This window comes from Amycolatopsis orientalis DSM 40040 = KCTC 9412, from assembly GCF_000478275.1.
Lineage (GTDB): Bacteria > Actinomycetota > Actinomycetes > Mycobacteriales > Pseudonocardiaceae > Amycolatopsis > Amycolatopsis orientalis.
The window spans coordinates 28,020-49,361 of sequence record NZ_ASJB01000062.1 but is presented as its reverse complement, the minus strand read 5'-3'; the positions used below and the strand labels follow the sequence as shown (position 1 = coordinate 49,361).

Annotated in this window: 14 protein-coding genes; 5 read left to right on the top strand and 9 right to left on the bottom strand. The window is 69.4% G+C overall.

Annotated features, from left to right (window positions below; translation table 11 throughout):
* Window positions 1–2 precede the first annotated feature (2 nt).
* The 5 genes from fxsT to L324_RS20730 form a co-directional block, all read right to left on the bottom strand.
* Window positions 3–4,424: an FxSxx-COOH system tetratricopeptide repeat protein gene (gene fxsT / locus L324_RS20750; RefSeq protein WP_081736412.1), complete on the bottom strand. Its 4,422-nt coding sequence runs from the start codon at window positions 4,422–4,424 to the stop codon at window positions 3–5.
* A gap of 1 nt (window position 4,425) precedes the next feature.
* Window positions 4,426–5,508 (bottom strand): AAA family ATPase, encoded by a 1,083-nt coding sequence (locus tag L324_RS20745; RefSeq protein WP_037310953.1) that lies wholly within the window; start codon window positions 5,506–5,508, stop codon window positions 4,426–4,428.
* 13 nt (window positions 5,509–5,521) lie between these two features.
* Entirely contained in the window at window positions 5,522–7,333 is a 1,812-nt protein-coding gene (locus tag L324_RS20740) for a VMAP-C domain-containing protein (RefSeq protein ID WP_037310950.1), read from the bottom strand.
* Between the two features lie 232 nt (window positions 7,334–7,565).
* Window positions 7,566–8,282: a S1 family peptidase gene (locus L324_RS20735; protein WP_037310947.1), complete on the bottom strand. Its 717-nt coding sequence runs from the start codon at window positions 8,280–8,282 to the stop codon at window positions 7,566–7,568.
* Between the two features lie 239 nt (window positions 8,283–8,521).
* A complete protein-coding gene (locus tag L324_RS20730) occupies window positions 8,522–9,556 on the bottom strand; it encodes a PucR family transcriptional regulator (RefSeq protein WP_037310944.1) in 1,035 nt (344 codons plus the stop codon).
* 96 nt (window positions 9,557–9,652) lie between these two features.
* Between L324_RS20730 and L324_RS20725 the strand changes: the two genes are divergently transcribed.
* The 4 genes from L324_RS20725 to L324_RS20710 are packed head-to-tail and all read left to right on the top strand — an operon-like array spanning window position 9,653 to window position 15,222.
* A complete protein-coding gene (locus L324_RS20725) occupies window positions 9,653–10,552 on the top strand; it encodes an alpha/beta hydrolase (RefSeq protein ID WP_051174022.1) in 900 nt (299 codons plus the stop codon).
* On the top strand, window positions 10,552–12,306 hold the full coding sequence (locus L324_RS20720; RefSeq protein WP_051174021.1) for an ABC transporter ATP-binding protein: 1,755 nt from the start codon (window positions 10,552–10,554) through the stop codon (window positions 12,304–12,306). Before L324_RS20725 ends, L324_RS20720 begins: the two co-directional genes overlap by 1 nt.
* The gene (locus L324_RS20715) at window positions 12,303–14,003 is read left to right on the top strand and encodes an ABC transporter ATP-binding protein (RefSeq protein ID WP_037310939.1); all 1,701 of its coding nucleotides are present in this window, start codon (window positions 12,303–12,305) and stop codon (window positions 14,001–14,003) included. Before L324_RS20720 ends, L324_RS20715 begins: the two co-directional genes overlap by 4 nt.
* Before the next feature lie 31 nt (window positions 14,004–14,034).
* Window positions 14,035–15,222, top strand: coding sequence for a GNAT family N-acetyltransferase (locus L324_RS20710; protein ID WP_037310936.1), 1,188 nt, complete (start codon window positions 14,035–14,037; stop codon window positions 15,220–15,222).
* 63 nt (window positions 15,223–15,285) lie between these two features.
* Here the strand turns inward: L324_RS20710 and L324_RS20705 are convergent, their stop codons facing one another.
* The 4 genes from L324_RS20705 to L324_RS20690 form a co-directional block, all read right to left on the bottom strand.
* Window positions 15,286–16,248 carry a sporulation protein gene (locus tag L324_RS20705; RefSeq protein ID WP_037310933.1) on the bottom strand — a complete coding sequence of 321 codons (963 nt, stop codon included), beginning with the start codon at window positions 16,246–16,248 and terminating at the stop codon, window positions 15,286–15,288.
* Window positions 16,249–16,368: 120 nt separating this feature from the next.
* Window positions 16,369–17,682 carry an erythromycin esterase family protein gene (locus L324_RS20700; protein WP_235783596.1) on the bottom strand — a complete coding sequence of 438 codons (1,314 nt, stop codon included), beginning with the start codon at window positions 17,680–17,682 and terminating at the stop codon, window positions 16,369–16,371.
* 233 nt (window positions 17,683–17,915) lie between these two features.
* Window positions 17,916–18,758, bottom strand: coding sequence for a dioxygenase family protein (locus tag L324_RS20695; protein WP_037310928.1), 843 nt, complete (start codon window positions 18,756–18,758; stop codon window positions 17,916–17,918).
* 78 nt (window positions 18,759–18,836) lie between these two features.
* Window positions 18,837–19,742, bottom strand: a complete 906-nt coding sequence (locus tag L324_RS20690; RefSeq protein WP_037310925.1) for a helix-turn-helix transcriptional regulator — start codon at window positions 19,740–19,742, stop codon at window positions 18,837–18,839.
* Between the two features lie 418 nt (window positions 19,743–20,160).
* Here L324_RS20690 and L324_RS20685 point away from each other — a divergent pair, with 418 nt between their 5' ends.
* Complete coding sequence (locus L324_RS20685) at window positions 20,161–21,342, top strand: glycosyltransferase 87 family protein (protein WP_037310922.1); 1,182 nt, start codon at window positions 20,161–20,163, stop codon at window positions 21,340–21,342.

Sequence of the window (21,342 nt, the reverse complement as noted above, 5' to 3'; positions counted from 1 at the left end):
CGTCACATCAGCATGGGGTCGATGTCGCAGTCGGCGCGAGTACCGCGCACCGCCGCCTGGGTTCCCGGGTGTGCCTCGCCGAGGACCCGGCGGTACTTGCCCAGAATCGGGTCCTGGAAGGGAGCCGCCTCCTCCGTGCGGCCCACGGCGGCGAGATCCAGGCCGAGGTTGAAACTCGCGGCCAACGTGGTCGGGTGATCCTCCCCGAGCACCTGGCCACCCCGCTCGACGGCGTCCCTGCCCAGCTCGATCGCCTTGTCGAGTTCACCCGACGCGGACAGTTCACTGGCCAGGTTGATGGTGACGATGACCGCGTACGGGTGATCCGGGCCGATGCCGGCCCGGAAGTACTCGAGGGCACGTTCGTCGAGGGTGCGAGCGGCCGCGATGTCACCCTGAAGCCGCAACGTCACCGCCAGGTCGGCGCTGGCGGCCAGCGTGTGCGGGTGGTGCTCGCCGAGGCCGTTGCGGTACCGGTCGAAGGTCTCCTCGCCGAGTTTCTTCGCCGCCGCCAGTTCGCCCGCGTGCCGGAGGTCGATCGAGTGGGCGAGGGCGCAGGCCATCGTGGTGGCGTGCTCGTCCCCGTAGACGAGCCGGAACCGGCGGAGCGCGTCCGTCGACAGGGCCAGCGCGCCGGGGTGGTCGCCGTCCTTCCGGCGGGCCACCGAGAGAAGGCAGGCGTTGGTGACGGAGTCCGGCTGATCCTCGCCGTAGCGGGCTTGGAAGTTCTCGGTGAGCCGTTCCTGCTGGACCCGGGCCTGGCCGTATTCGCCCGCCTCGCGCAGGTCCACGATCATCGCGCTGTTCGCGCTGAAGGTGCGAACGTGATCACGGCCGAGGACCTCGATGCGCCGCCGGTGCGTTTCCTGGTCCAGTTCCAGCGCGGCCCGGTAAGTACCGGAAAGCCGGAGGCTGATCCCGTGCTGGAACGCCGCGTTCAGCGTCTCCGGGTCGTCCTCGCCGAACATGCGCTTGGCCTTGAGATAGACCTCTTCGCTCAGTTTGTTCGCAGCGGCGAAATCCCCCTGCGCGCGAAGGTCGATCGTGATGTTCCGCTGGAGCGCGAAGGTCTCCTCGTTCTCCTCACCGGATACCTGCAGTCGCAGCGCGAGCGTGCGCTGGTTGAGTTCGGCGGCCTCGGTGTAGCGGCCGATCGCCCACAGGTAAAGCCCCAGCCGCGAAGAGACTTCGAGCGTCTGCGGATGGGTCGGGCCCAGGGTTTCGGTGAAATGACTCCGCGCTTGAAGGCCGAGACGAGCGGCTTCTTCGTGGTCACCGTATTCGAACAGGTAGCGCATCAGGTTGATGTGGAGCTGACGCGGCCAGTCGTCGTCGCAGGCCAGCACGTTCGCCGCGTACGCGTGCGGCAGGAGTTCGCGGTAGCGCGACCAGTGCCTGCTGGATTCGGGGTCGTTCGGGTCGAGCGCGGCGAGCAGCTGATGCGCGCCGTGCTGCATCCGCGCGTGCACCTGGGGAGCCATGACCCGGTTGCGCAGTACCAGCTGGACCAGGCGGTGCAGCTGGAGGGTGTTGCTGCCGTGGTCGATCTTCGCGAGGCCGTACCGGTTGATGTCGCGGATGGCGCGGGCCAGTTTGATCGGCTCGCGCAGGGCGGCGTCGAGTTCCGGGGAGATGGACACCCGGCTGACCCCGGTCAGCAGATCACGCGAAATCGGTTCCGGCGAAAAGAAGGCACAGATGTGCAGGATCTGGTGTGCCGCCGGGTTACGGGTCTTCAGCTCCTCGAACGAGACGTTCCAGGCCGCGGCGACGGAGACCTCGTAATCCGGCGCCGACGCGGTGTCGAGGATTTCCTCGACCGATTCGTCGAACAGGCGCAGATACTCCTGCACCGGCATCCCGGTCACCGCACGCCAGGCCGCCGCCTGCTCGACGGCCAGTGGCAGATCGCCGAGCTTCTCGGCGAGTTCGTCGGCGTCGTGCGGGTCGATCTCCGGCCCGCGGCGGCCGAGCAGTTCGATGCTCTCCTCGCGTTTGAAGACCGCGAGTTCGAGCGGGCGCGCGATTCCGGCCCAGTCGGAGTTCCGGGAGGTGATCAGGATTTCGCCGGGGCCGTTGCGCGGGAAGAACGGCAGTACGGTCTCCGGGCTTTCCGCGGCGTCGAAGACGAGGAGCCAGCGGCGGAACGGCCGTCCGGTCCGGAGCGCCTCGATCACCGCGGGGACCGCGACGTTCGCCTCGGACGCGCCTTGCAGACCGAGGATCCCGGCGAGTTCGGTGAGGCCAGCCCTGATCTGCGTGGTGTGCGCGGCGTCGATCCACCACACCAGGTCGTAATCCTGGAGATGCCGATAGATGTATTCGGTGGCCATCTGCGTTTTGCCGATACCGCCGAGACCGTGCAACGCCGACGGGAGCACCGCGGTGGTACCGCTGCTCAACCGCTTGGTGAGCTGGTCGAGCAGCTCGTCGCGACCGGTGAAGTTGGGGTTGCGCGGCGGGACGTTCCCGAAGACCAAGGGCGGGTCGTCCGGCTGGCGCGCCGGGAAGGTGCGCGAGGTGCTCGAAGCCGCGGGATGAACGATCCTGGTCGTCGGCTCGTTCAATTCCGGTTCACTGAGGTAAGACGAGCGTCCCTGCGTCGCAGGTGTCGAGGCAGGTGGACGTTCGGCCGTCTCAGGCATCTTTGGGCTCTCACTCTTGATTGATGTCTTGATTGATTCAGATTCGGACAGGGCTGCACTTTGGCTTTGAACGACGTTCCTCAACCGATCCGCGCGCGACAGATACGGCCCGGACAGCGCGCGCATGACGGCGCTTTCCAGTTCGACGTCGGACGAGGACTCCTGGGTGAGCACCGGATCCGGCGTGTTGTTCGGGTCGGCGATGGCGTCTCGGAGGTGACCGAGCAGCGGAATCCGGCCACCGAAATGGGTGGCGGCCACTCGGACGACCTTGGCCGTTTCCGACCGGCGCGCGCCGCTGAGCAGCAATTCCCGGACTGCCTCGGGAAAAGCGAAGACCCCACCTGTGTCCCAAGTGGACTTCCCTTCCCTGAGTCCGGGAGCGTACATGATCCCCGAAAGCAAAAGTTCGAGGAGGTGCTCCAGTCCCGCTTCCGGCACGAACCGTTGTCCCACCAGCTTCGCCACGTCGAGACGGACCGGCACCGCCGCGAGCAACTGGGCCAAGCGTAGCGCCGGCGGCGACGCGACACTGCGGAATCGGTGCACTCTTTCGGCGGGTGACAAAGTTACCGGTGGGTCGGGGGAATCGGACCGGGAAGTCCGTTCCGTGGTGAGCACTATCGCGCCTTCGACGGCGGCGGCGTTTTCGCCGGTCATCAGTCCGGCCCACCACGCCAGCGCGCGCGGGCGCAGTTCGAGTACCGGTACCGGAACGGCACCGGCGGGTACCGGCGGACCGGGTTCGAGCCAGGAGTCGGTGAGGTCGAAAGCCCACCGGCCGTTGGGGGCCAACGCGTTCGGCACCCGCAGCCGGGCCTTGTGGGGGTTCATCCCGCAGCGTCCCCACAGCCATTGCGGGAGCAGATGCACGATGCTCACCGGCATCGCCGCGCCCCAGCGCGCCAGAATCGGGTACAGCGCGTCCTTCTTCTGCCAGGCGTCCCCGACCCCGTCGGTCAGCAACAACACCGCACGCCGTCCCGACGCGTCCAGGATCTCGTTCGGGTCGCGGGCGGCCGCGCCCGCCGTGCCGCCACGGAGGACGAGATCCTCCTGGCCGTTGTCCTTGGCGGTTTCCAACAGGCGGACCTGAATGGTGCGGAAGGCACCCACCTGCCGGAGTAATTCGACGAAAGCGGACACCCGGGGGCGCCACAACGCCATCGACGGCCCATTGTCGAGGACGAGCGTCAGGTCCAGCCAGCGCTCTTTTCTCGATCGGGTGACCGGCCACCACCGGCCGGTCTCCGCGACCCGGACGGCGGTCGCCTCTTCGTCCAGGACCACATTGTTGTGTCGCCGTGAGGGCGTCTCCCGTTTCAACGTTCTCAGCGCCCGGAAGTACTCCAGCGATTCCAGGAGCGCGGCGCCGCCGGGTCCGGTGCCGTCCACCGCGGGTTCGGGCAGCTCACCGCGCACGGCGCCGATCCCGGTCCCCTCTCCCCCGTCCTGGCCCGGTGACGGGACGTCGGGGATCGGGGACCGTCGCGGTTCGGGCGGCGGGGAGATCTCCCGGCGTTCCGACGGGGCGTTGCGGATCCGCACGTCCTCGTCCGCCGGTTTCGGCTCCTGGACGGGATCCGGCCGACCCGCCTCGCGTGCGGCAGAGGCGGGAGAGGCGGGCGCGATGGCCGCGGCCAGCCACACGATGTCCGCGACGTCGGTCCAGTTCAGGTCCTCGAAGGTGAACCGCCTGCCGCGCTGGGGAAAGTCGGTCGTCCGCCGCTCCGCCGCCGGGACGGAGCGCGAGTCGGGAACACCGCCCGGCCCGCCCATGTCACCGCACCGTCAGTCGTTGCCAGAGCGCGTCCACCAGCCGCGGCCATGCCTCCTGATCCGGCTGGTAGGCGCCCGAAGTGGCCAGGTAGACGGCGTCGAGCAGCCTGTCGGTGGGCAGGCCGCCTTCCGCCTTGCTGCGTTCGGCGAATTCGCGGATGAGTTTGTCGCGGTGTTCGCCGTTCTCGCTGACCAGATGACTGGCCACGATCGCGGCGAGCTGGTCGTGATCCGGGTTCTCGATGCGCAATTGCAGGCACCGGCGCAGGAACGCGGGCGGGAATTCCCGCTCTCCGTTGCTGGTCATGACGATGATCGGGAAGGCGTGGCAGGCGATCCGGCCGTCTCGGACGACGGCGGTGCGCTGCGGATCGGCGGTGTGCACGGTGACTTCGGGATTCCGGTTGCGCACCCTGGCCAATTCCTCGATGGAGAATTCGCCGTCCTCGAAAATCGACAACAGGTCGTTGGGCAGATCCGCCTCGGATTTGTCCAGTTCGTCGATCAGGAGCACCCGGGGCAGCCTGCTGGGCAGGAACGCGGTGCCGAGCGGGCCGAGGCGGACGAAATCGCCGATCGGCGGTTCCTCGGCCTCACCGCCGCGCTGGGCCTGGCTGGTCGCCGCGGCCTGGACCCGGCCGATCGCGTCGTAGCCGTACAGCCCCGAACTCAGCGCGGTATGACTGGTGATCGCCCAGCGCAGCACCCGGCCGAGGCCGAGTTCCCTGGCGATCCGGTAGGCGAGGCTGGACTTCCCGGTGCCCGGATTTCCGGTGACCAGCAAGGGACGCCGTAAATACAGGGCGGCGTTGACCATGTTCAATTCGCCGGCGTCGGTGTCCTGCTCGGAAAGCGTGAACGCGGTGCCGAGACGGCGCTCCGCCTCACCGTCGTCCGGCGGCGGCACGTCGTGTTCCGGCGGCGGGTCGCCGCGATAGGAACGCCACGGCGGCGGCGCGGGCAACAGCTGGGCGAGATCGATGTCGTGGATCGGCCTGCCGGTGCCCCGGTAAATCCACCAATCGGGTGCATCGAGTTGCGGCGTCCGGCCGTCCACCGTCGCGTCCTGATCGTTCACGCTCATCCGCGGCATCCCCTCACTGTCGGCTCGGGATCAACGGCTGGTCTAGAACGATTACGCGTTTCGGATCGTCCCACATTACCACCAGATCGTGAGCCAGAGAATTCTTGAACGGTACCGCCGTACCGGAATTCGCCAACTTCCGGCGGTCCGGAAGTTCGATGAATCCGGACTCCGCGGCCAATACCCAGTCGAGCAACTCGCGCAGATCCTCCGGCTCGGCGTCCGGATGCCACAGCACCACCGGCAGTCCACTGCGGAGGGCACAGGTCAGCTCGTCCGGTTCGGCACCCGGTTCCGCTTGGGACGGCGGCGGTTTCGCCAATACCAGCCCGACCCAGTGATCGTCGCTCAGTATCGCGTCGATCGGATGCTCCCCGAACTCCGAACAGCCGGAATAGTGCAGGCGATCGGCGGAGGGATCCTTCACCATCGAGTCCCAGCGGACATGCCATGCGCGATGCCAATGCCTCGCCCGCATCCTCTCCAGAGACCGTATTCCCAGCCGGTACCCGTAGCGCAGGGGCTGGGGCTGGCCGGTCCCATGTTCCTTGGCCCACCGCTGCACGGGCAAATTGATCAACGTCCTCGGCAGCAGGAATTCCACCGAAGCGGACACACTCTGGGCTGCCCAGACTCCCTCAGTCTCCAGGATGACGTCATCGACCCTGAACTCGACCTCGTCTATTCCGATTTCGCGCACCCCGCCGAGCGCCGGCGGCCACACTTCCGGGTCATCCTGACGCCAGAATGCGAGAGTGCATCTCGTCGGATCCGCGGAAACGGGTTCGAGCATGATCATCAAATGCAAATGCGGCCGGTCCGGAATCGGCGGCCTGTTCTGCCGCTGGTAGCCGAGGGCGGGGCCGAGGCGCAGCGATCGGGCCTGGTCGGCGATCCAGCCGGCGATCATGGCGCCGGGCTCCCCTTCCGCGCTTTCGGCGAGCAGGCGCAGAAACGTTATGGCGGGCGGGATCCCGTCCGGACCGGCGTTGAAGTCGGTGAGCAGGTGGAAGGCGCTCCACGCGTCGGTGATCCCCTCCAGCCGCGGCAACGGGACCGCCGGACCGAGCGCGCGGCTCACCATCACCGCCAAATGGGGGACCTCCATCCGGGTCAAATGGTGATGGAGGCCCGCGAGATCCTTGCGCGGGACCAAATCCAGAACGGCGCTGTTCACATCGGCGAGAAACAGGTCGTCCAGCGGTTCCGGCAGGAGAGCGGACGGTTTCGAGATCAATGCCGCGGGCTCACCGAGTAGTCGTAAATAAGCCGTTCCGGTGAAAGTCTTCACTGAAACCGGTATCGGCGTGTACGACTCGGGCAAGAGGCCGGGGTCGCGCTCGATGACGTCGGCGAAGAAGCGGTCCGAAGAGATGAAGGCGACCATCCGGCCGGATTCCGCGAACGCGTCCTTCGCGAGCTGCGCGTCCAGAATGCGGAAGGCGGTGTCGACGGCCTCGCCGACCCAGCCGTTGCCGTCGTTCAGCACCTCGCCGGAGTTGAGGCTCACGCGGAGCCGGATCTGCGCCTGCGGAGTCCGGGTGTGGTTGTACCGGCGGAGGGCGACCGTGATCCGATCCGGTAAACGGTCGGCGACGAGGCTTTTGGTCGTGCCAGGCGGTAACAGGATCAGCGCGCCGTCGCCGCGATCCTCGCGCGCGCAGGAATCGAAGTCGACGTCGCTTTCGGCGAACGCGGTCTTCAGCACGTCGTACATGCCTTGGCGGACGGCCAGCCGATCGGGAAGGTACCTGTCCGGGGCGGTGAATCCCGCGACATCCACCACGACGATCGTGCGGTCGAGAGCCTGCGTCGGTCGCGCCACTGGCCCCCTCCCAAGGTCCACGGCGCCGACCCGCCGGCGCCGACCGCCACATTATCGCGTCAATCGCCGCCGGGTTGAGTGTCAATTGACAAATGAGTCCTTTCTGTCTTGTGCTTCGGTCACATGGGTCCCCACGGAAGGAGTCCGTGAAGGCCTCCTTCCCCGCATGCGACGCGGTGAAGGGCGCTTTCCCCGCGTCGCATGCGGGGAAAGCGCCCTTCGGCTCCGCGGGTCAGACGCCGGCTACCTGCTGGATCCAGCTGCGGTAACGGGTGACGTTGGTGTACGCGGTGTTGTTCGACCGGTCGCTGGTCGAGGCGACACCGACCTGACGGCCACCGGAGAACATCGGGCCGCCCGAGTCGCCGCCCGCGGTGATGCCGTCGACCCAGTTCGCGCACACCGCGACGCCGCCGTTGTAGTCACTGCAGCTGACCGAGTTGACCCGGACGGTGGCGACCTTCAGGTAGCGGGACTGGCAGTTGATCTCCGAACCGCACTGGCTCGTCGCGCCCCAGCCGTAGACCTGGACGTTCTGGCCGACCGCGACATTGCTCGTGGTGCCGAGCGGCGCGTAGGTGGCGTTGACCGAACTCGTCAGCCGGACGATGGCGAGATCCGCGCCCGAGTGCCGGGTGATGCTCGCGGCGGTGGCCATCGTGCCGCCGCTCTGCTGGTCGAGGCTGCCGATCCGGAAGGTGTAGCTGCCGCTGCTCGCGACACAGTGCTTGGCGGTGAGGATGTACTGCGGCGCGATGATCGTCGCGGTGCAGTTCTGCTGGCCGTTGACGAACAGCCGGGCCGCCCAGGGAGCGCTCTGCGCGTACTGGCCACCGATGATCATCGGTTGCACGCCGGAGGGTTCGGCGGCGGTCGCGGCAGGGGCGGTCGTGCCGAGCAACGCCATGAAGGCGGTGCCCGCCAGCAGGACAAGAGAGCGCAGTCGCATGTTCCGACTCATTTCCGCGGCCGGGTCCCGGCCGCATCAGTGGGGATCGACGCGCTGATTCTGTGTGCTGCCAAGGGAAGCCGGACACCGACGAAAGTTCGCGGTGAGTACCTATTTATTTCCGTGACGGACGACGGCGATCGTTGAGTAGCGAACGAAGATCATTACGTAGTCCCCACCTCTCGTGAGTGGTAATGACGGTTCTAACCGTCATTACCACTCACGAGATGAGCAGGGCGTCAGTCGTCGAGAAGCCGCCAAGCGGTGAGGCCGAGCCTGGCCCGGGTCAGACCGCCGGGCTCGTTCAGGTCGATGCCGAGGTTCTTGCCGATCTGCGCGAGCCGCCGGGCGACGCTGCTGTGGTGCAGGTGCAGCGAATCGGCGGCCTGGCGCACGGAACCCGTCGCACAGTAGGCGTCCAGGGTCTCCAGATCCGCCGGATCCGCCGCCAGGCTCGCGATCGCGACGACGTCGGCGTTGGCCCGCGTGTCGTCTTCGGGGATCCGGGCGAGCAGCGCCAGCGCGCCGAGGTCGCCGTAGTGGATCACCGGCTGGCGCGCGCTCGTGAAGCGAAGGGCGGCCCGGGCGTCCTGCCAGGACCGCTGCGGACAGCCCGCGGCCCCGATGCCCGCGCGGACGCCTTCCGGGAAGCGGGCCGCGTCCACCGTGGCGGCCAGGATGATGCCGACGTCCGTGAGCGGCGCGGCCTTGACCAGGCGGCCAGGGCAGATCAGGCCGCCGATCTTGTCGAGCGGGATGCCCGCCCGGACGGCGACCACCCTGATCGGCAGATCGGCGGGGAAGCCCAGCAGGCGCAGGGCCCGGTTCCTGGCGGCGTCGTCGCTGGTGGAGCTGATCACGAGTTCCACCAGCGCCGGGTCGGCCATGGTGGTGCGGGCCGGACCGTAGCGTTCGACGACCGTCGCCACCGCGATCGCGAGCCGGTCCAAGACCGCTTCGTCGAGGGCGCCGGGCACCCCGTCGCGTTCCAGCCACACCGTGCCGATCTCCTCGTCGTCGAGGGTGATCGCCACCGTGGTGGATTCGGCTGCGGGCGGGATGGTGGCTTCCCGGCCGTCCGGCCCCACCCGGAGTGTGCGGCCCGTGCTGTGGAGCCGGACGCCCGCGACACATTCCGCCAGGCCGGCCGTGGCACGCGCGAGCGCGGGGACATCGACCCGCCGCCGCATCAGCGTGTCGTAGAACATCACGATCCGGATCATGCCTTCGACGTCGGGGTCCAAATGCGACAACCGCGCGGCCAGTGCCTCCATGAAAGCGAGCGTACGCGGCGATCGTCGCGCGAGGTGGCGATTACGCGCGACGGTTGGCGGCCGACCTCCGGGCCGGGAACCGGAAGGATGATCGGCATGGATCCCGAATTGGAAGCGTTCATCGCCCTGTTCCCCCAGGGGAAGCTCGACGACCCGATCACCGAACGCCGGAACTTCGCCGAGCTCGCCGCGTCGGTGCCGCGACCGGACACCTCCGCGATGACCGTCGAGGACCGGACGGTCCCCGGCGACCCGGACGTCGCGATCCGCGTCTACCGCCCGCACGAGGCGCAGGGCGCCATCGTCTGGCTGCACGGCGGCGGCTGGGTGATGGGCGACCTGGAGACCGAACACCCGTGGGCGGCCCGGCTCGCCGAGGGCTCCGGCGCGGTGGTGATCTCGGTGAACTACCGGCTCGCCCCCGAGAATCCGTTCCCGGCCGCGCTCGACGACGTCTACACCGTGCTCAACTGGGCCGCCGCGAACGCGGCGGAACTCGGCGTCACGCCGGACCGGATCGCGATCGGCGGGCACAGCGCGGGCGGCGGCCTCGCGGCGGCGACGACGTTGCGCGCCCGCGACGAGCAGGGCCCGTCGATCCGCTTCCAGCTGCTCAACCAGCCCGGCCTCGACGATCGGCAGGAGAGCTGGTCGGCGCGTTCCTTCACCGACACGCCCTGGATGAACCGCGAGAAGGTCTCCGCGATGTGGCGGCACTACCTGGCGGGACAGCCCGCCTCTTCGCCTTACGCCGCCCCGACGCGGGCCACCGATCTGTCCGGACTGCCGCCCGCCTACGTGGCCACCGCGGAGTTCTGCCCCAACCGCGACGAGGACATCGACTACGCGGTCCGCCTGATGCGGTCGGGTGTTTCGGTCGAGCTGCACCAGTGGGCGGGCACTTTCCACGGCTCACAGGCGATCCTGTCCGCCGAGGTGTCGCGCCGTCAACTCACCGAACTGGGCGAGGCCCTGCGCCGCGCCTTGGCCGAGTGATGACGACCACCGAGCGGACGCCGGCCCTGGCCCGCCTCCTGCGCCCCTACGCCGGGAGTTTCGCCACCGTCGTCGTCCTTCAGGTCATCGGCGCCATCGCGGGGTTGGCGCCGCTGCTGGCGGTCGTCGAACTGGGCCGGACACTGCTCGCGCCCGGTCCGGTCGACGAGAGCCGTGTCTGGACCGCCGTGCTGGTGGGCGCGGCCGGGTTGTTCGTCCGGTTGCTGTTCACGGCCGCGTCGTCCGGGATCGGGCATCTGCTCGACGGCCGGATCCAGCTCGCCTTCCGCCGTCTGCTGGCGGAACGCCTGGGTCGCGTGCCGCTGGGCTGGTTCTCGCGGCGCCGCACCGGCGAACTGGCCAAGGTCGTCGGCGAGGACGTCGGCGCGGTGCACCCGTTCATCGCGCACACCCCCGGCGAACTCGTCTCCGCGTTCGTCGTCCCGCTGGTGTCGCTGGTCTACCTGCTCACCATCGACTGGCGGCTGACCCTGATCACGCTGATCCCGGTGGTACTGGCGGTGGCGCTGGTCCCGCTGATGATGACGCCGTCGCGGCTGCGCGAGCAGGAGGAGTTCGACCGCGGGATGGCGGGGATCTCGAGTTCGGTCGTCGAGTTCGTCCAGGGCATCGCGGTGGTCAAGGCGTTCGGTGGCGCCGGGCGCGCCCACCGCCGGTTCCGCACCGCCGCGGACGACTTCGTCGCCACCTTCACCCGGTGGGTACGCGGTATGGCCGGGACGGCGGCCGGGATGCAGCTGGCGTTGTCGCCGCCGTTCGTGCTGCTGGTCGTCCTGATCGGCGGCACCGTCCTGATCGCGAACGGCGGTCTCGCCCCGGTCGATCTCCTGCCCTTCTTGGTACTCGGGCTCGGGCTGACCGCGCCGGTGGCGGCACTCGGCCACGGTTTCGACGAACTCCAGGCCGCCCGGCGCGCGGTCGGCCGGATCCGCGAGGTGCTCGGCGAGCCGCCGCTGCCGGAGCCGTCGAACCCCGTCGCGCCACAAGGTCACCGCGTCGAACTGCGCGACGTCCACTTCGGCTACGAGACCGGGAACGAAGTCCTGCACGGGATCGACCTGGTGCTCGAACCGGGGACGGTCACCGCCCTCGTCGGGCCGTCGGGCAGTGGGAAGTCCACTTTGGTCACTTTGCTGCCGCGATTCTTCGACCCCACGAAGGGATCGGTCCTGCTGGGCGGCGTCGACCTCCGCGAACTCGGCAGCCGCGAGCTGTACCGCACCGTCTCCTTCGTCTTCCAGGACGTCCGCCTGCTGCGCGCGTCGGTCGCGGACAACATCGCGCTGGCCGTCCCGGACGCGGGCCTCGACGACGTCGTCCGCGCCGCCCGGCAGGCGAACATCCACGACCGGATCCTCGAACTGCCACGCGGCTACGAAACGGTGCTGCAGGAGGAAACCGGGCTGTCCGGCGGGGAGGCTCAGCGGATCGCCCTCGCCCGCGCGCTGCTCGCCGACGCACCGGTCCTGGTACTCGACGAAGCGACCGCTTTCGCCGATCCGCAGACCGAACTCGCCGTGCGCCGGGCACTGACGGCGGCCCGAGGTGACCGGACGACGCTGGTCATCGCCCACCGCCTGGAAACCGTCGTCGACGCCGACACCGTCGTCCTGCTGGAGAACGGCACGATCGCCGAACGCGGCAAGCCCGCGGAACTACTGGCACGGAACGGGAAGTTCGCCGCCTTCTGGAACGCCAACCGCCCGGCCGAAACCCTGGGGGAACTCCGATGATCCGAATGTTGCTGCGGGTGCTGGGCCCCGAGTACGCCCCGCCGGTGCGGCGCACCGTGGCCCTGATGACGACCACCGCGATCGTCGAAGGCCTGTCCTACGCCCTGCTGGTCCCCTTGCTGCAGGCGCTCTTCGGGAGCACTCCCGGCGACGCGTGGGCCTGGCTGATCGCGTTCGGGGCGGCCGTCGCGGTGTTCGCGATCCTGCGCTATCGCAGCGATCTCTCCGGTTTCCGGGTCGGGACGACGTTGCTGCGCGGGATGTACCACCGGCTCGGCGACCATCTGGCCCGGCTGCCGATCGGCTGGTACAGCACGAACCGCGTCGGCGAGGTGTCGGCGCTGGCCGGGCCAGGGGTGCTACGGGCGATGAGCGTGATCGCGCATCTGCTGGCGCCGTTCATCTCCGCCTGCGCCACCCCGCTGACCATCGTGTTCGTCATCCTCTTCTTCGACTGGCGACTGGGGCTGGCCGCGCTGATCGCCGTCCCGGTGGTGGCGGCGATCCAGGTCTGGACGGGCCGGTCGACGGCCGCCGCCGACGAGGAAGGCGCCGAACGCGGCCACGAGGCCACCGGCCGGGTCATCGAGTACCTGCAGGCCCAGCCGGTGCTGCGGGCGGGCGGCCGCACCACGGAACGGTTCCGGCTGCTCGACGACTCGCTGCGCGATCTCCAGCGGGCGAACCGCCGGTCCACGTTGTCGGCGCTGCCCGGCGTCGTCGGCCTGACCTTCACGGTGCAGGCGATGTTCACCATTCTGCTGGTACTGGGCGCTTTCCTCGCGCTCGGCGGGCGGATCGGGGCGGTGGAGGTGCTGACGATCCTCGTGCTGGCCGCCCGCTGCGCGGATCCGCTGCTCTCGCTGACGGACATCGGCGGCAAACTCCGCGGCGCGCGTTCGGTGCTGGCGAGGCTCGACACGGTGCTGCGGACCGAGCCGCTGCCGGAACCACTGGAGCCGGTCCGCCCGGAACGGCACGATCTGGAGTTCGACGCGACCGTCTTCGCCCACGGCGACCGTACGGTGCTCGACGGGCTGACGCTGTCCGTCCACGAAGGACAGCGGCTCGCCGTCGTCGGCCCGTCGGGGGCGGGAAAGAGCACGATGCTGCGGCTGCTCGCGCGGTTCCACGACGTGGATGCGGGCGCGGTGCGTGTCGGCGGGGTCGACGTCCGCGCGATCAGCACCGAGGACCTGATGTCGCGGATCGCGATCGTGTTCCAGGACGTCTACCTGTTCGACGGCACGATCGAGGAGAACATCCGGCTCGGCCGTCCGGACGCCGACGACGCGGAAGTGCGGGCCGCGGCGACGGCGGCCCGGCTGGACGAGGTGATCGAACGACTGCCAGGAGGCTGGTCGGCGAACGTCGGCGAGGGCGGCGCGCTGCTGTCCGGCGGGGAACGCCAGCGGGTCTCGATCGCGCGGGCACTGCTGAAGGACGCGCCCATCGTGCTGCTCGACGAGGTGACCTCGGCGCTGGACCCGGTGAACGAAGCCGCCGTCCACGAAGGGATCGAGCGGCTGATGGCAGGCCGGACCGTGGTGATGGTGGCGCACCGGCTGCGCACCGTGCGGCGGGCCGACCGCGTGGTCTTCCTGGACGACGGCGGGATCGTGGAGGACGGCACCCACGAGGAGCTGGTCCGGCTCGGCGGCCGGTACGCCGGGTTCCTCGACCTGCAAATCGCTTGACGCCACGCGGGAACGGCCCTGCACTGTGCGGATGCAGATCCGTTCCACGACCGCCGAGGACCGCGACGTCTTCGTCGACACCATGTTCACCGCGTTCGCCCGTTTCCCGGACACCGCGGCGCAGACCTGGTCCGCGCTCGAAATGGACCGCGGCCTGCTCGCGGTGACCGGGGACGGGCGGCCCGTCGGCACGGCCGCCGCGTATTCCTTCGAACTCACCCTGCCCGGTGAGGTCGTCGTCCCGGCCGCCGGGGTGACCGCCGTCGGTGTCCTCCCCACGCACCGGCGGCGAGGTGTGCTCAGCGCGATGATGCGGCACCAGCTCGCCGAGTTCCGCGAGCGCGGCGAGATCCTCTCCGTCCTGCTGGCGTCGGAGGCCCTGATCTACCGCCGGTTCGGCTACGGGCCGGCGACCTACACCAGCCGCCTGACGGTGCGACGCCATCAGGCCGCCTTCGCCGTCACCCCGGCGGTCACCGGTTCGATCGAACTGCTGCGCCGGGCCGACTGCGGCGACATCCTGGAAGCGATCTACGACCGGTACCGCCGTACCCGGCCCGGCGCGCTGTCGCGTCCGCACCACTGGTGGGCCTCGGGCGCCGGACAGGCACCGATCTCCCTGGCACAGCGGCACATCGCCGTGCACCGCGACGCCGACGGCGTCCCCGACGGGTACGCCTCCTACTCGCTCACCGAGCCGAGCACCTTGACCGTCGACGAGGTCATCGCCGTCGACGACGAGGTGTCCACGGCGCTGGCCGGGTTCCTGCTCGGCCACGACCTGATCACCGAGGTCGTGTTCAAACACTGCCCGCCCGACCATCCGCTGCGGTGGCAGCTCGAGGATTTCCGCGCCGCCGAAGTCGGCGGCGACACGGACTGGCTCTGGGTGCGGCTGCTCGACATCCCCCGCGCGCTCACCGCCCGCGGCTGGCCCACCGACGGCGAACTCGTCCTCGACGTCGACGACCCGGCGCTCGGCGAGCACGGCCGCTACCTGCTCACCGTGCGGAACGGAGCGGCGGACTGCGTACCGACGGACCGGGAACCCGACCTGTCCCTGGACGTGAGCGACCTGGGCTCGATCTATCTCGGCGGCACCGCCCCGGGCACGCTCGTGCGGGCGGGCCGCATCCGTGCCCACCACCCGGAGGCGTCCTCGCTCGCCGACGCGCTTTTCCGTGCCGAGCGTCCCCCGCACTGCCTGCACTGGTTCTGACGCTGCTGGTCGTGAGTGTTGAGTGTCGTTCTAACGACACTCAACACTCACGACCAGCCTGGGTCACTCCTCGAAGCCCTCACCGCCGTCGAAGACGTCCTCCATGACCTCGCCGAGGATCATGCCGCCCACCACACCGGCCGCGGCCCCGGCGACCATGCCGCCCATCCCGGGACCACGCCTGCCGTGGTGACCGTGGTGGTCGTAGTCGTGGCCGTAGTGCTCCTGGTGCCCGCCGAACATGGCGTGCCCGCCGCCGGATTCGGCGACCTTGGCCAGCCAGCCGTCGATGGCCGCGGCCCAGTCGGTGCTCAGCGCTTCCTCGTGCGAGACGTGGAAACGGCCGAAGGAGTCTCCGCCGGAGCGGAACATGCCACCGCGCCTGTCCGCCTCCAGCACCACCACGAGGTCGTCCTGGCTCGCGACGAAGGTCAGCTCCACCTGGCCGACGCGGCCGGCGTAGCGCGACGGCGGGAAGAACTCGATCTCCTGGAAGAACCCGAGTTCCTGCCGGACCCCGTGCAGCCGCCCGGCTTCGACGTCGGCGCTGCGGAAGGAGAAGCCCAGCTCCCCGAACGCCTCCAGCACCCGGTCCTGCGATTCCAGCGGCCCGACGAGCACCGGGTCGAGGTCGCCCTTGTCCGGCGCGCCGGCGATGACGAGTTCGGTGCGCACGCCGACGACCACGCCCGGCAGCTCCCGCCCGCCCACCGCGCTGATCGGCGTCTCCCACGGCAGGGCGATCCGGAACGGGACCGTCGTGAGCTGCCCGGCCGTCACCGGCACCCGGTGACCCGCGCTGACCCGCAGGAACTCCGCGGTCCCGGCACGCTCGTGGTCGCCGTGCTCCACCTCGACCCGGGTGACCAGCGAAAGCAGGATCTCCTCGATCTGGGCGTCACTCGAACCGCCCTGGATGCGGACCTCGCCGGTGATCACCTCGCCGGGAACGGCGTGCGGCGAGTCGAGCACGGTGTCGACGGACGGGCCGCCGACCCCGAAGGCGCTGAGCATCCGTTTGAACATCAGGGATTTCCTCCGCTGGGTACTGGAACAGGGGGTACCGGAACACTTCGACTACTACCGAGATCCGCCGCGGCCCGCCAGGCAAACCGGGTTAAAAACCCCTAAACGGGCGCGGTGTCACTACCTTCTCAGATCGGCCTGGCGGACGTCGTGCAGGTGGATGACGACGTCGTAGGACCGCCCGAGCGAGATGGCCGCGGGATCGACGGGGAACTGCGTGCCGATGGTGCGCGTGGGCCGGGCGGTGTCCAGCCAGGTGCGCGCGGACGGCGGCGCGGTGCGGACGTCGAGGTAGAAGTCCTCGAACCGGACCTGGTCGAGGGTGTGCTCGTTCGAGCCGGACGGCGCGGCGGGGACGGAGAAGCGTTTCCACTCGCCCTCGAGCGCCTTGTCCTTGGACAGGAACGAACCCCGGTCGAAGCTGAACCCGATCGGCAGGTAGTCCCGGCCCAGCGTTTCGCGCAGGAAGGCGCCCTGGGTCTTCGGGTACAGCCCCGGATTGTCGGTGACGTAGGAGACGTGGCCGTTGTGCGCGGAGAGCAGGATCTTGTGGCCGGTCCGCCGTTGCCACCAGGCGACGTTCTGCGCCATCGCCCGGTCGCGCAGGATCTGCGCGGCGGGCAGGCCGTGCGGATCCGCGAGGTCGACGGCGAGGAACCGGGCGGTCTGCGCGACGAACCGGGCGTGCTGGCCGGTCCAGTCCAGGGCGTCCGCGCCGGACAGGCCCTCGATCAGTTTCTGGGCCTCCTCGGCCTGGGTGGCGAGGCGCAGTCGTTCGTCGAGCGGTTTGCGCAGGTAGGCGAACGCGTCGTCGATCGGGCGCAGGCCGGTGTAGAGCCGCTCAAGCCGGGGCAGCGCCGCCGGATGGTGCTGCCGCACGTAGTCGGTGATCCTGGCGAAGAACCCGTCGTTCACCGAAGGCGCGCCGAGATCGTCGCCGACGAAGTGCACGGTGCGGCCGGGGTGGGCGCGGTTGTAATCGCGCATCCACCGGATCAGGCTCACGAACTCTTCGCGGTCCCAGGGGGAACCGGCCAACGTCCGCTTCGCGAGTTCGCGGGCGTCGCCATGGCCATTCTGGACGTACTCGTCGATCTCCAGCCCCGCGGACCAGCTCAGTTCCAGCGCGAAGGCCCGGAATCCCTTCTCCTCGACGAGATAACGGAACACCCGCTCCTTCATGGTGAAGAACTCGTGCGAGCCGTGCGTCGCCTCGCCGAGGCCGACCACCTTCGCGGCACCGATCATCCCGCCCAGCGCCCGCAGGTCGGCGGTGTTCCGGCCGGGCTCGGTCGAGCGCAGCGGATGCGCCGCCCGGTCCAGCGACCGCACCGGGTCGCGCCAGGCCGTGGCCGTGTCCGTGTCCGCCGCGAAAGCCGGGCTCGCCACGGGCGCGAGCACCGCGCCGGTGAGCACCACCGCGGCGGCGATCACTCCCCTTCTCCCCCAACGCTTCCGGTTGTCCGTCATACCGTTTCACCCCTTCGCTCCGATGTCGAAACCGATCATCGTCCGCGGACCGGGGCGGGCGCGCTGTAGCGAAGCTCCTACTTGGGGGTGGGGAAAACCCCACCCCGCGCGGAAAGGCGGGCGGACCCCGCCGCCGGGGTGTGGGTCCCGGCGGCCGGAGTCCGCCCGCGTCTATCTCCCTCCACAGCGGCCGTGCGTCACTCCGCGCGCCACAACGCGGGCGTGACGGGCGGTTCCCAGCCAGGCTGGGCCGTGTGCCCCTGCAAGCACACGTAACCGCGACCGCTGTAAGTGACCCGGGCGCCCGCGGAATAGCCGGTTCCCGCCGCCCAGGTCGTCCCGCCGGGCGGATTGGAGGTCGAGGTCGACGTCGTCGGCGTCGTACTGGTCGGCCGGGAGGTCGACGTCGGCGTCTGCGGCACGTTGAGCACGAAGTCGAACGCGGCCTCCTTGGCCGTGCCCGCGTCCCGCACGGTCATCAGCAGGCGCGGATCGAAGATCGAGTCGGTGTTGTTGCGCGGCTCGTTGGGGAAGTAGAGCTGCGTGGTCAGCACCGGCCTGCCGGGCGCCTGCACCTTGACGTGGATGTGCCGGGTACGGCCGGGGTACAGACCGGGCACGATCGTGCTCAGCGTGAACGCGCCCTGGTCGTTGGTGAACTGGTGACCGCGGAAGGTGTACCCCACGTTGTCGTAGGCGCCGTTGACGTCCGCCTGCCAGAAGTCCAGCAGTGCCCGCGCGATCGGCAGGCAGCCGAGACCGAAGACGTAGCCGGACACGGTGAGCCTCGTCCCCTGCGTGCCCGGCGTGACGAGCGAGGTGCGCTGTGGGGAGTTCGGCTTGAAATAAGGACCTTCGGTCTGCGGCGGGGTCGGGTCGTCACCGTCGTCACAGGCCGGGGTCAGCTCGGGGGCCTGGCCGTTCGCGACGGTGGTGCGGGCGAGGGCCGGGCCACCGATCAGCGCGACCGGAGCCGCCACACCCGCGGCGAGCGCGGCCTTCAGCACGGTCTTCCGGCTGAGCTTGTTCTCTTCGTCCATACCTGCTCCTCGTGGGGGCTTCGGGAATCACCCTCGACGGTATGGAGAAGATCAGCTGCGGACGATGGACTGACTTGGTCAGTCGTGGTGAATCTCCGGGGGCGCGTCTCCGGTCCGGCGATAATCACCGGGGCTCAACCCCGTTTCCCGCCGGAAGAACCGGCAGAAATACGCGGGATCCGCGAAGCCGACGCGGCTGGCCACCTGCCGTACCGAGAGATCGGTACCGCGCAGGAATCGTTTCGCCTCCCGCGTCCTGGCCTCGCGCATCAACTGCGCCGCCGTCCGGCCGGTCGCCGTTTTCACCGCGTCCGTCAGATATCCCGGGGTGACCCCGATCCGTTCCGCGAGCGCGCCGACCGACCACAGGCCGAGGTCGGGACGGCCGAGCAGGCGGGCGAATTCCGTCCCCACCGCCTGTGCCCGCGCGGGCGGGCGCGCGTCGGCCAGTCCCGGAAGCCGTCCTGCCCGCACGATCAGGACGTGCATCAGGGCCCGCAGCACCGATTCGGTGCCCTGTCCGCCATGGCGGAACTCCTCGACCAATTCGGTGATCAGCCTCGCCGTCTCCTCGGCCGCGCGTTCACCGAGCCGCCACGGCTGTTGACTCAGTCTTCGCAGTGTTTCGCGATCCGCCGGATGTTCGAGGAGGAAATCGTCGGTGAACAGGACCACGTCCCCGCTGAGACCGCGGGCATCCCAATGATGTACCTGCCCCGGTGTGATGACCGCGAGTTGTGGCGGCCCCAATTCCCAGCGGGTGAAATCGACGACGTGGTCACCGGTCCCGCCGGTGACGTGGACGATTTCGTAGAAGGTGTGCCGATGCGGGAAATCCGCCCGTGACATCGGCCCGATCGTGTCGAAGGTGCCGACCGTGAACGGCAGGGCGTCCGGCGCGCGGACCTCCAGCCGGTGCAAAGGCAATTCGCCCGCCTTCGGCTGCAGGCAAGGCGTCCTCGGCAACACCGTCGTTCCGCGCATGGACCGTCCCTTTCACCACACTGGGAGATGAAAAGTCTAGACCAATACGCGAGGCCGCCGCTGCCGACGGAAGTCGTTTCTCGTGAGTGGTAATGACGGTTCTAACCCTCATTACCACTCACGAGACCGGAACCCGCCCGCTCACTCACGGCTACGTCGCAAAGGCCCCCTTTGAGACGGTCAACGTCGCAAAGGAGGCCCTCGCGACACCCTCCACCCGAACAGACCCAGCCCCCACCACACGCCCCCCGCACAGGACTCGTGAGTGGTAATGACGGTTCTAACCCTCATTACCACTCACGAGACCAGAGCCCATCTGCCACTCGCGGCCACGTCGCGAAGGACTCGTGAGCGGGCACCGGTCCACCGTCCAGGTACAGTTCGGGGCGTTCACCGCCGTTGAAGGGGCCACCACGCGATGCTTCCCGCCACGTCGCGCGGGCGGACCTCGTGGTCCCTCGGCGCGTTCGCCGCACTGGCGATGGCGTGCGCCGTGGCCTGGGCGACGACGGGCGACTCCCACAGCGACCTCGAGATCTACCGCTTCGGCGTCGACGCCCTCTGGAAGGGCGGCGATCTCTACGGCGCCCTGCCGCTTTCGGACGCCGGGATCCCGCTGCTGTTCATCTATCCCCCGTTCGCCGCGCTGCTGCTCACCCCGCTGGCGCTGCTCCCGTGGACCGGCGCGGTCATCCTGCTGTTCGCGCTCAGCCTGGCCGCGCTGGGGATCACCTTCTACGCGATCACCCGTGTCCTGTGGCCGTCCGGCGACCGGCGGAAGGCGCTGCTCGTCGCGGCGCTGGCGGTCACGCCGTCGCTCTTCCTCGAACCGGTCCGCCAGACCCTCGGTTTCGGCCAGATCAACCTGCTGCTGATGGGGCTCGTCGCGGCCGACTGCCTGCTGGCGCGGGGCCGTTACCGGGGTATCGGCGTCGGTCTCGCCGCGGCCGTCAAGCTGACGCCGATGGCGTTCCTGCTCTTCTTCCTGGTGCGCAAGGATTATCGCGGCGCGCTGACCGCCGTGGGCACCTTCGTGACCGCTTCGGCCGTCGCGTTCGCGATCGCCCCGGAAGCCTCCGCCCGCTACTGGTTCGGCGGCTTCGCCGGAGCGTCGGGGATCAGCGGCACGTCGTTCCACACCAACCAGACCCTGCAGGCCGTACTGGCGCGGTTCGGCGTCGACTCGGCCGCCGCGAAGCCGTTGTGGCTCGTCCTGACCATCGTGCTGCTGGCGCTGGTGACGCTGACGATGTACCGCTCCTCCCTCGTGCAGGCGCTGCTGCTCAACGCGACCTTCGCCCTGCTCATCTCGCCGACGTCGTGGTCGCATCACTGGGTGTGGATCGCCCCGGCGCTGTTCACCACCGCGGCCTGCGTGGTCCTCCACCGCCGCGACCATCGCCGGGCGCTGGCCTGGCTCGCCGTCACCGGGGTCGTCGCGACGGTCTTCGTCGCCGCGCCGTTCCGGTACTTCCCCGCGTTCGACCGGCCCGGCCAGACGTGGACGACGGCCCAGCAGTGGCTGGGGAACTGCTACGTCCTGGCGGGCCTGGTCTTCCTCCTCGCTTCGGGTGTCCTCGCCCTGCGGAAACGCGTTTAG

Coding starts and splice junctions, on each gene's coding strand:
- fxsT (WP_081736412.1), bottom strand. CDS start 4,424: ATGGGCGGGCCGGGCGGTGTTCCCGACTCGCGCTCCGTCCCGGCGGCG.
- L324_RS20745 (WP_037310953.1), bottom strand. CDS start 5,508: ATGAGCGTGAACGATCAGGACGCGACGGTGGACGGCCGGACGCCGCAA.
- L324_RS20735 (WP_037310947.1), bottom strand. CDS start 8,282: ATGCGACTGCGCTCTCTTGTCCTGCTGGCGGGCACCGCCTTCATGGCG.
- L324_RS20730 (WP_037310944.1), bottom strand. CDS start 9,556: ATGGAGGCACTGGCCGCGCGGTTGTCGCATTTGGACCCCGACGTCGAA.
- L324_RS20725 (WP_051174022.1), top strand. CDS start 9,653: ATGGATCCCGAATTGGAAGCGTTCATCGCCCTGTTCCCCCAGGGGAAG.
- L324_RS20720 (WP_051174021.1), top strand. CDS start 10,552: ATGACGACCACCGAGCGGACGCCGGCCCTGGCCCGCCTCCTGCGCCCC.
- L324_RS20715 (WP_037310939.1), top strand. CDS start 12,303: ATGATCCGAATGTTGCTGCGGGTGCTGGGCCCCGAGTACGCCCCGCCG.
- L324_RS20710 (WP_037310936.1), top strand. CDS start 14,035: ATGCAGATCCGTTCCACGACCGCCGAGGACCGCGACGTCTTCGTCGAC.
- L324_RS20705 (WP_037310933.1), bottom strand. CDS start 16,248: ATGTTCAAACGGATGCTCAGCGCCTTCGGGGTCGGCGGCCCGTCCGTC.
- L324_RS20695 (WP_037310928.1), bottom strand. CDS start 18,758: ATGGACGAAGAGAACAAGCTCAGCCGGAAGACCGTGCTGAAGGCCGCG.
- L324_RS20690 (WP_037310925.1), bottom strand. CDS start 19,742: ATGCGCGGAACGACGGTGTTGCCGAGGACGCCTTGCCTGCAGCCGAAG.
- L324_RS20685 (WP_037310922.1), top strand. CDS start 20,161: ATGCTTCCCGCCACGTCGCGCGGGCGGACCTCGTGGTCCCTCGGCGCG.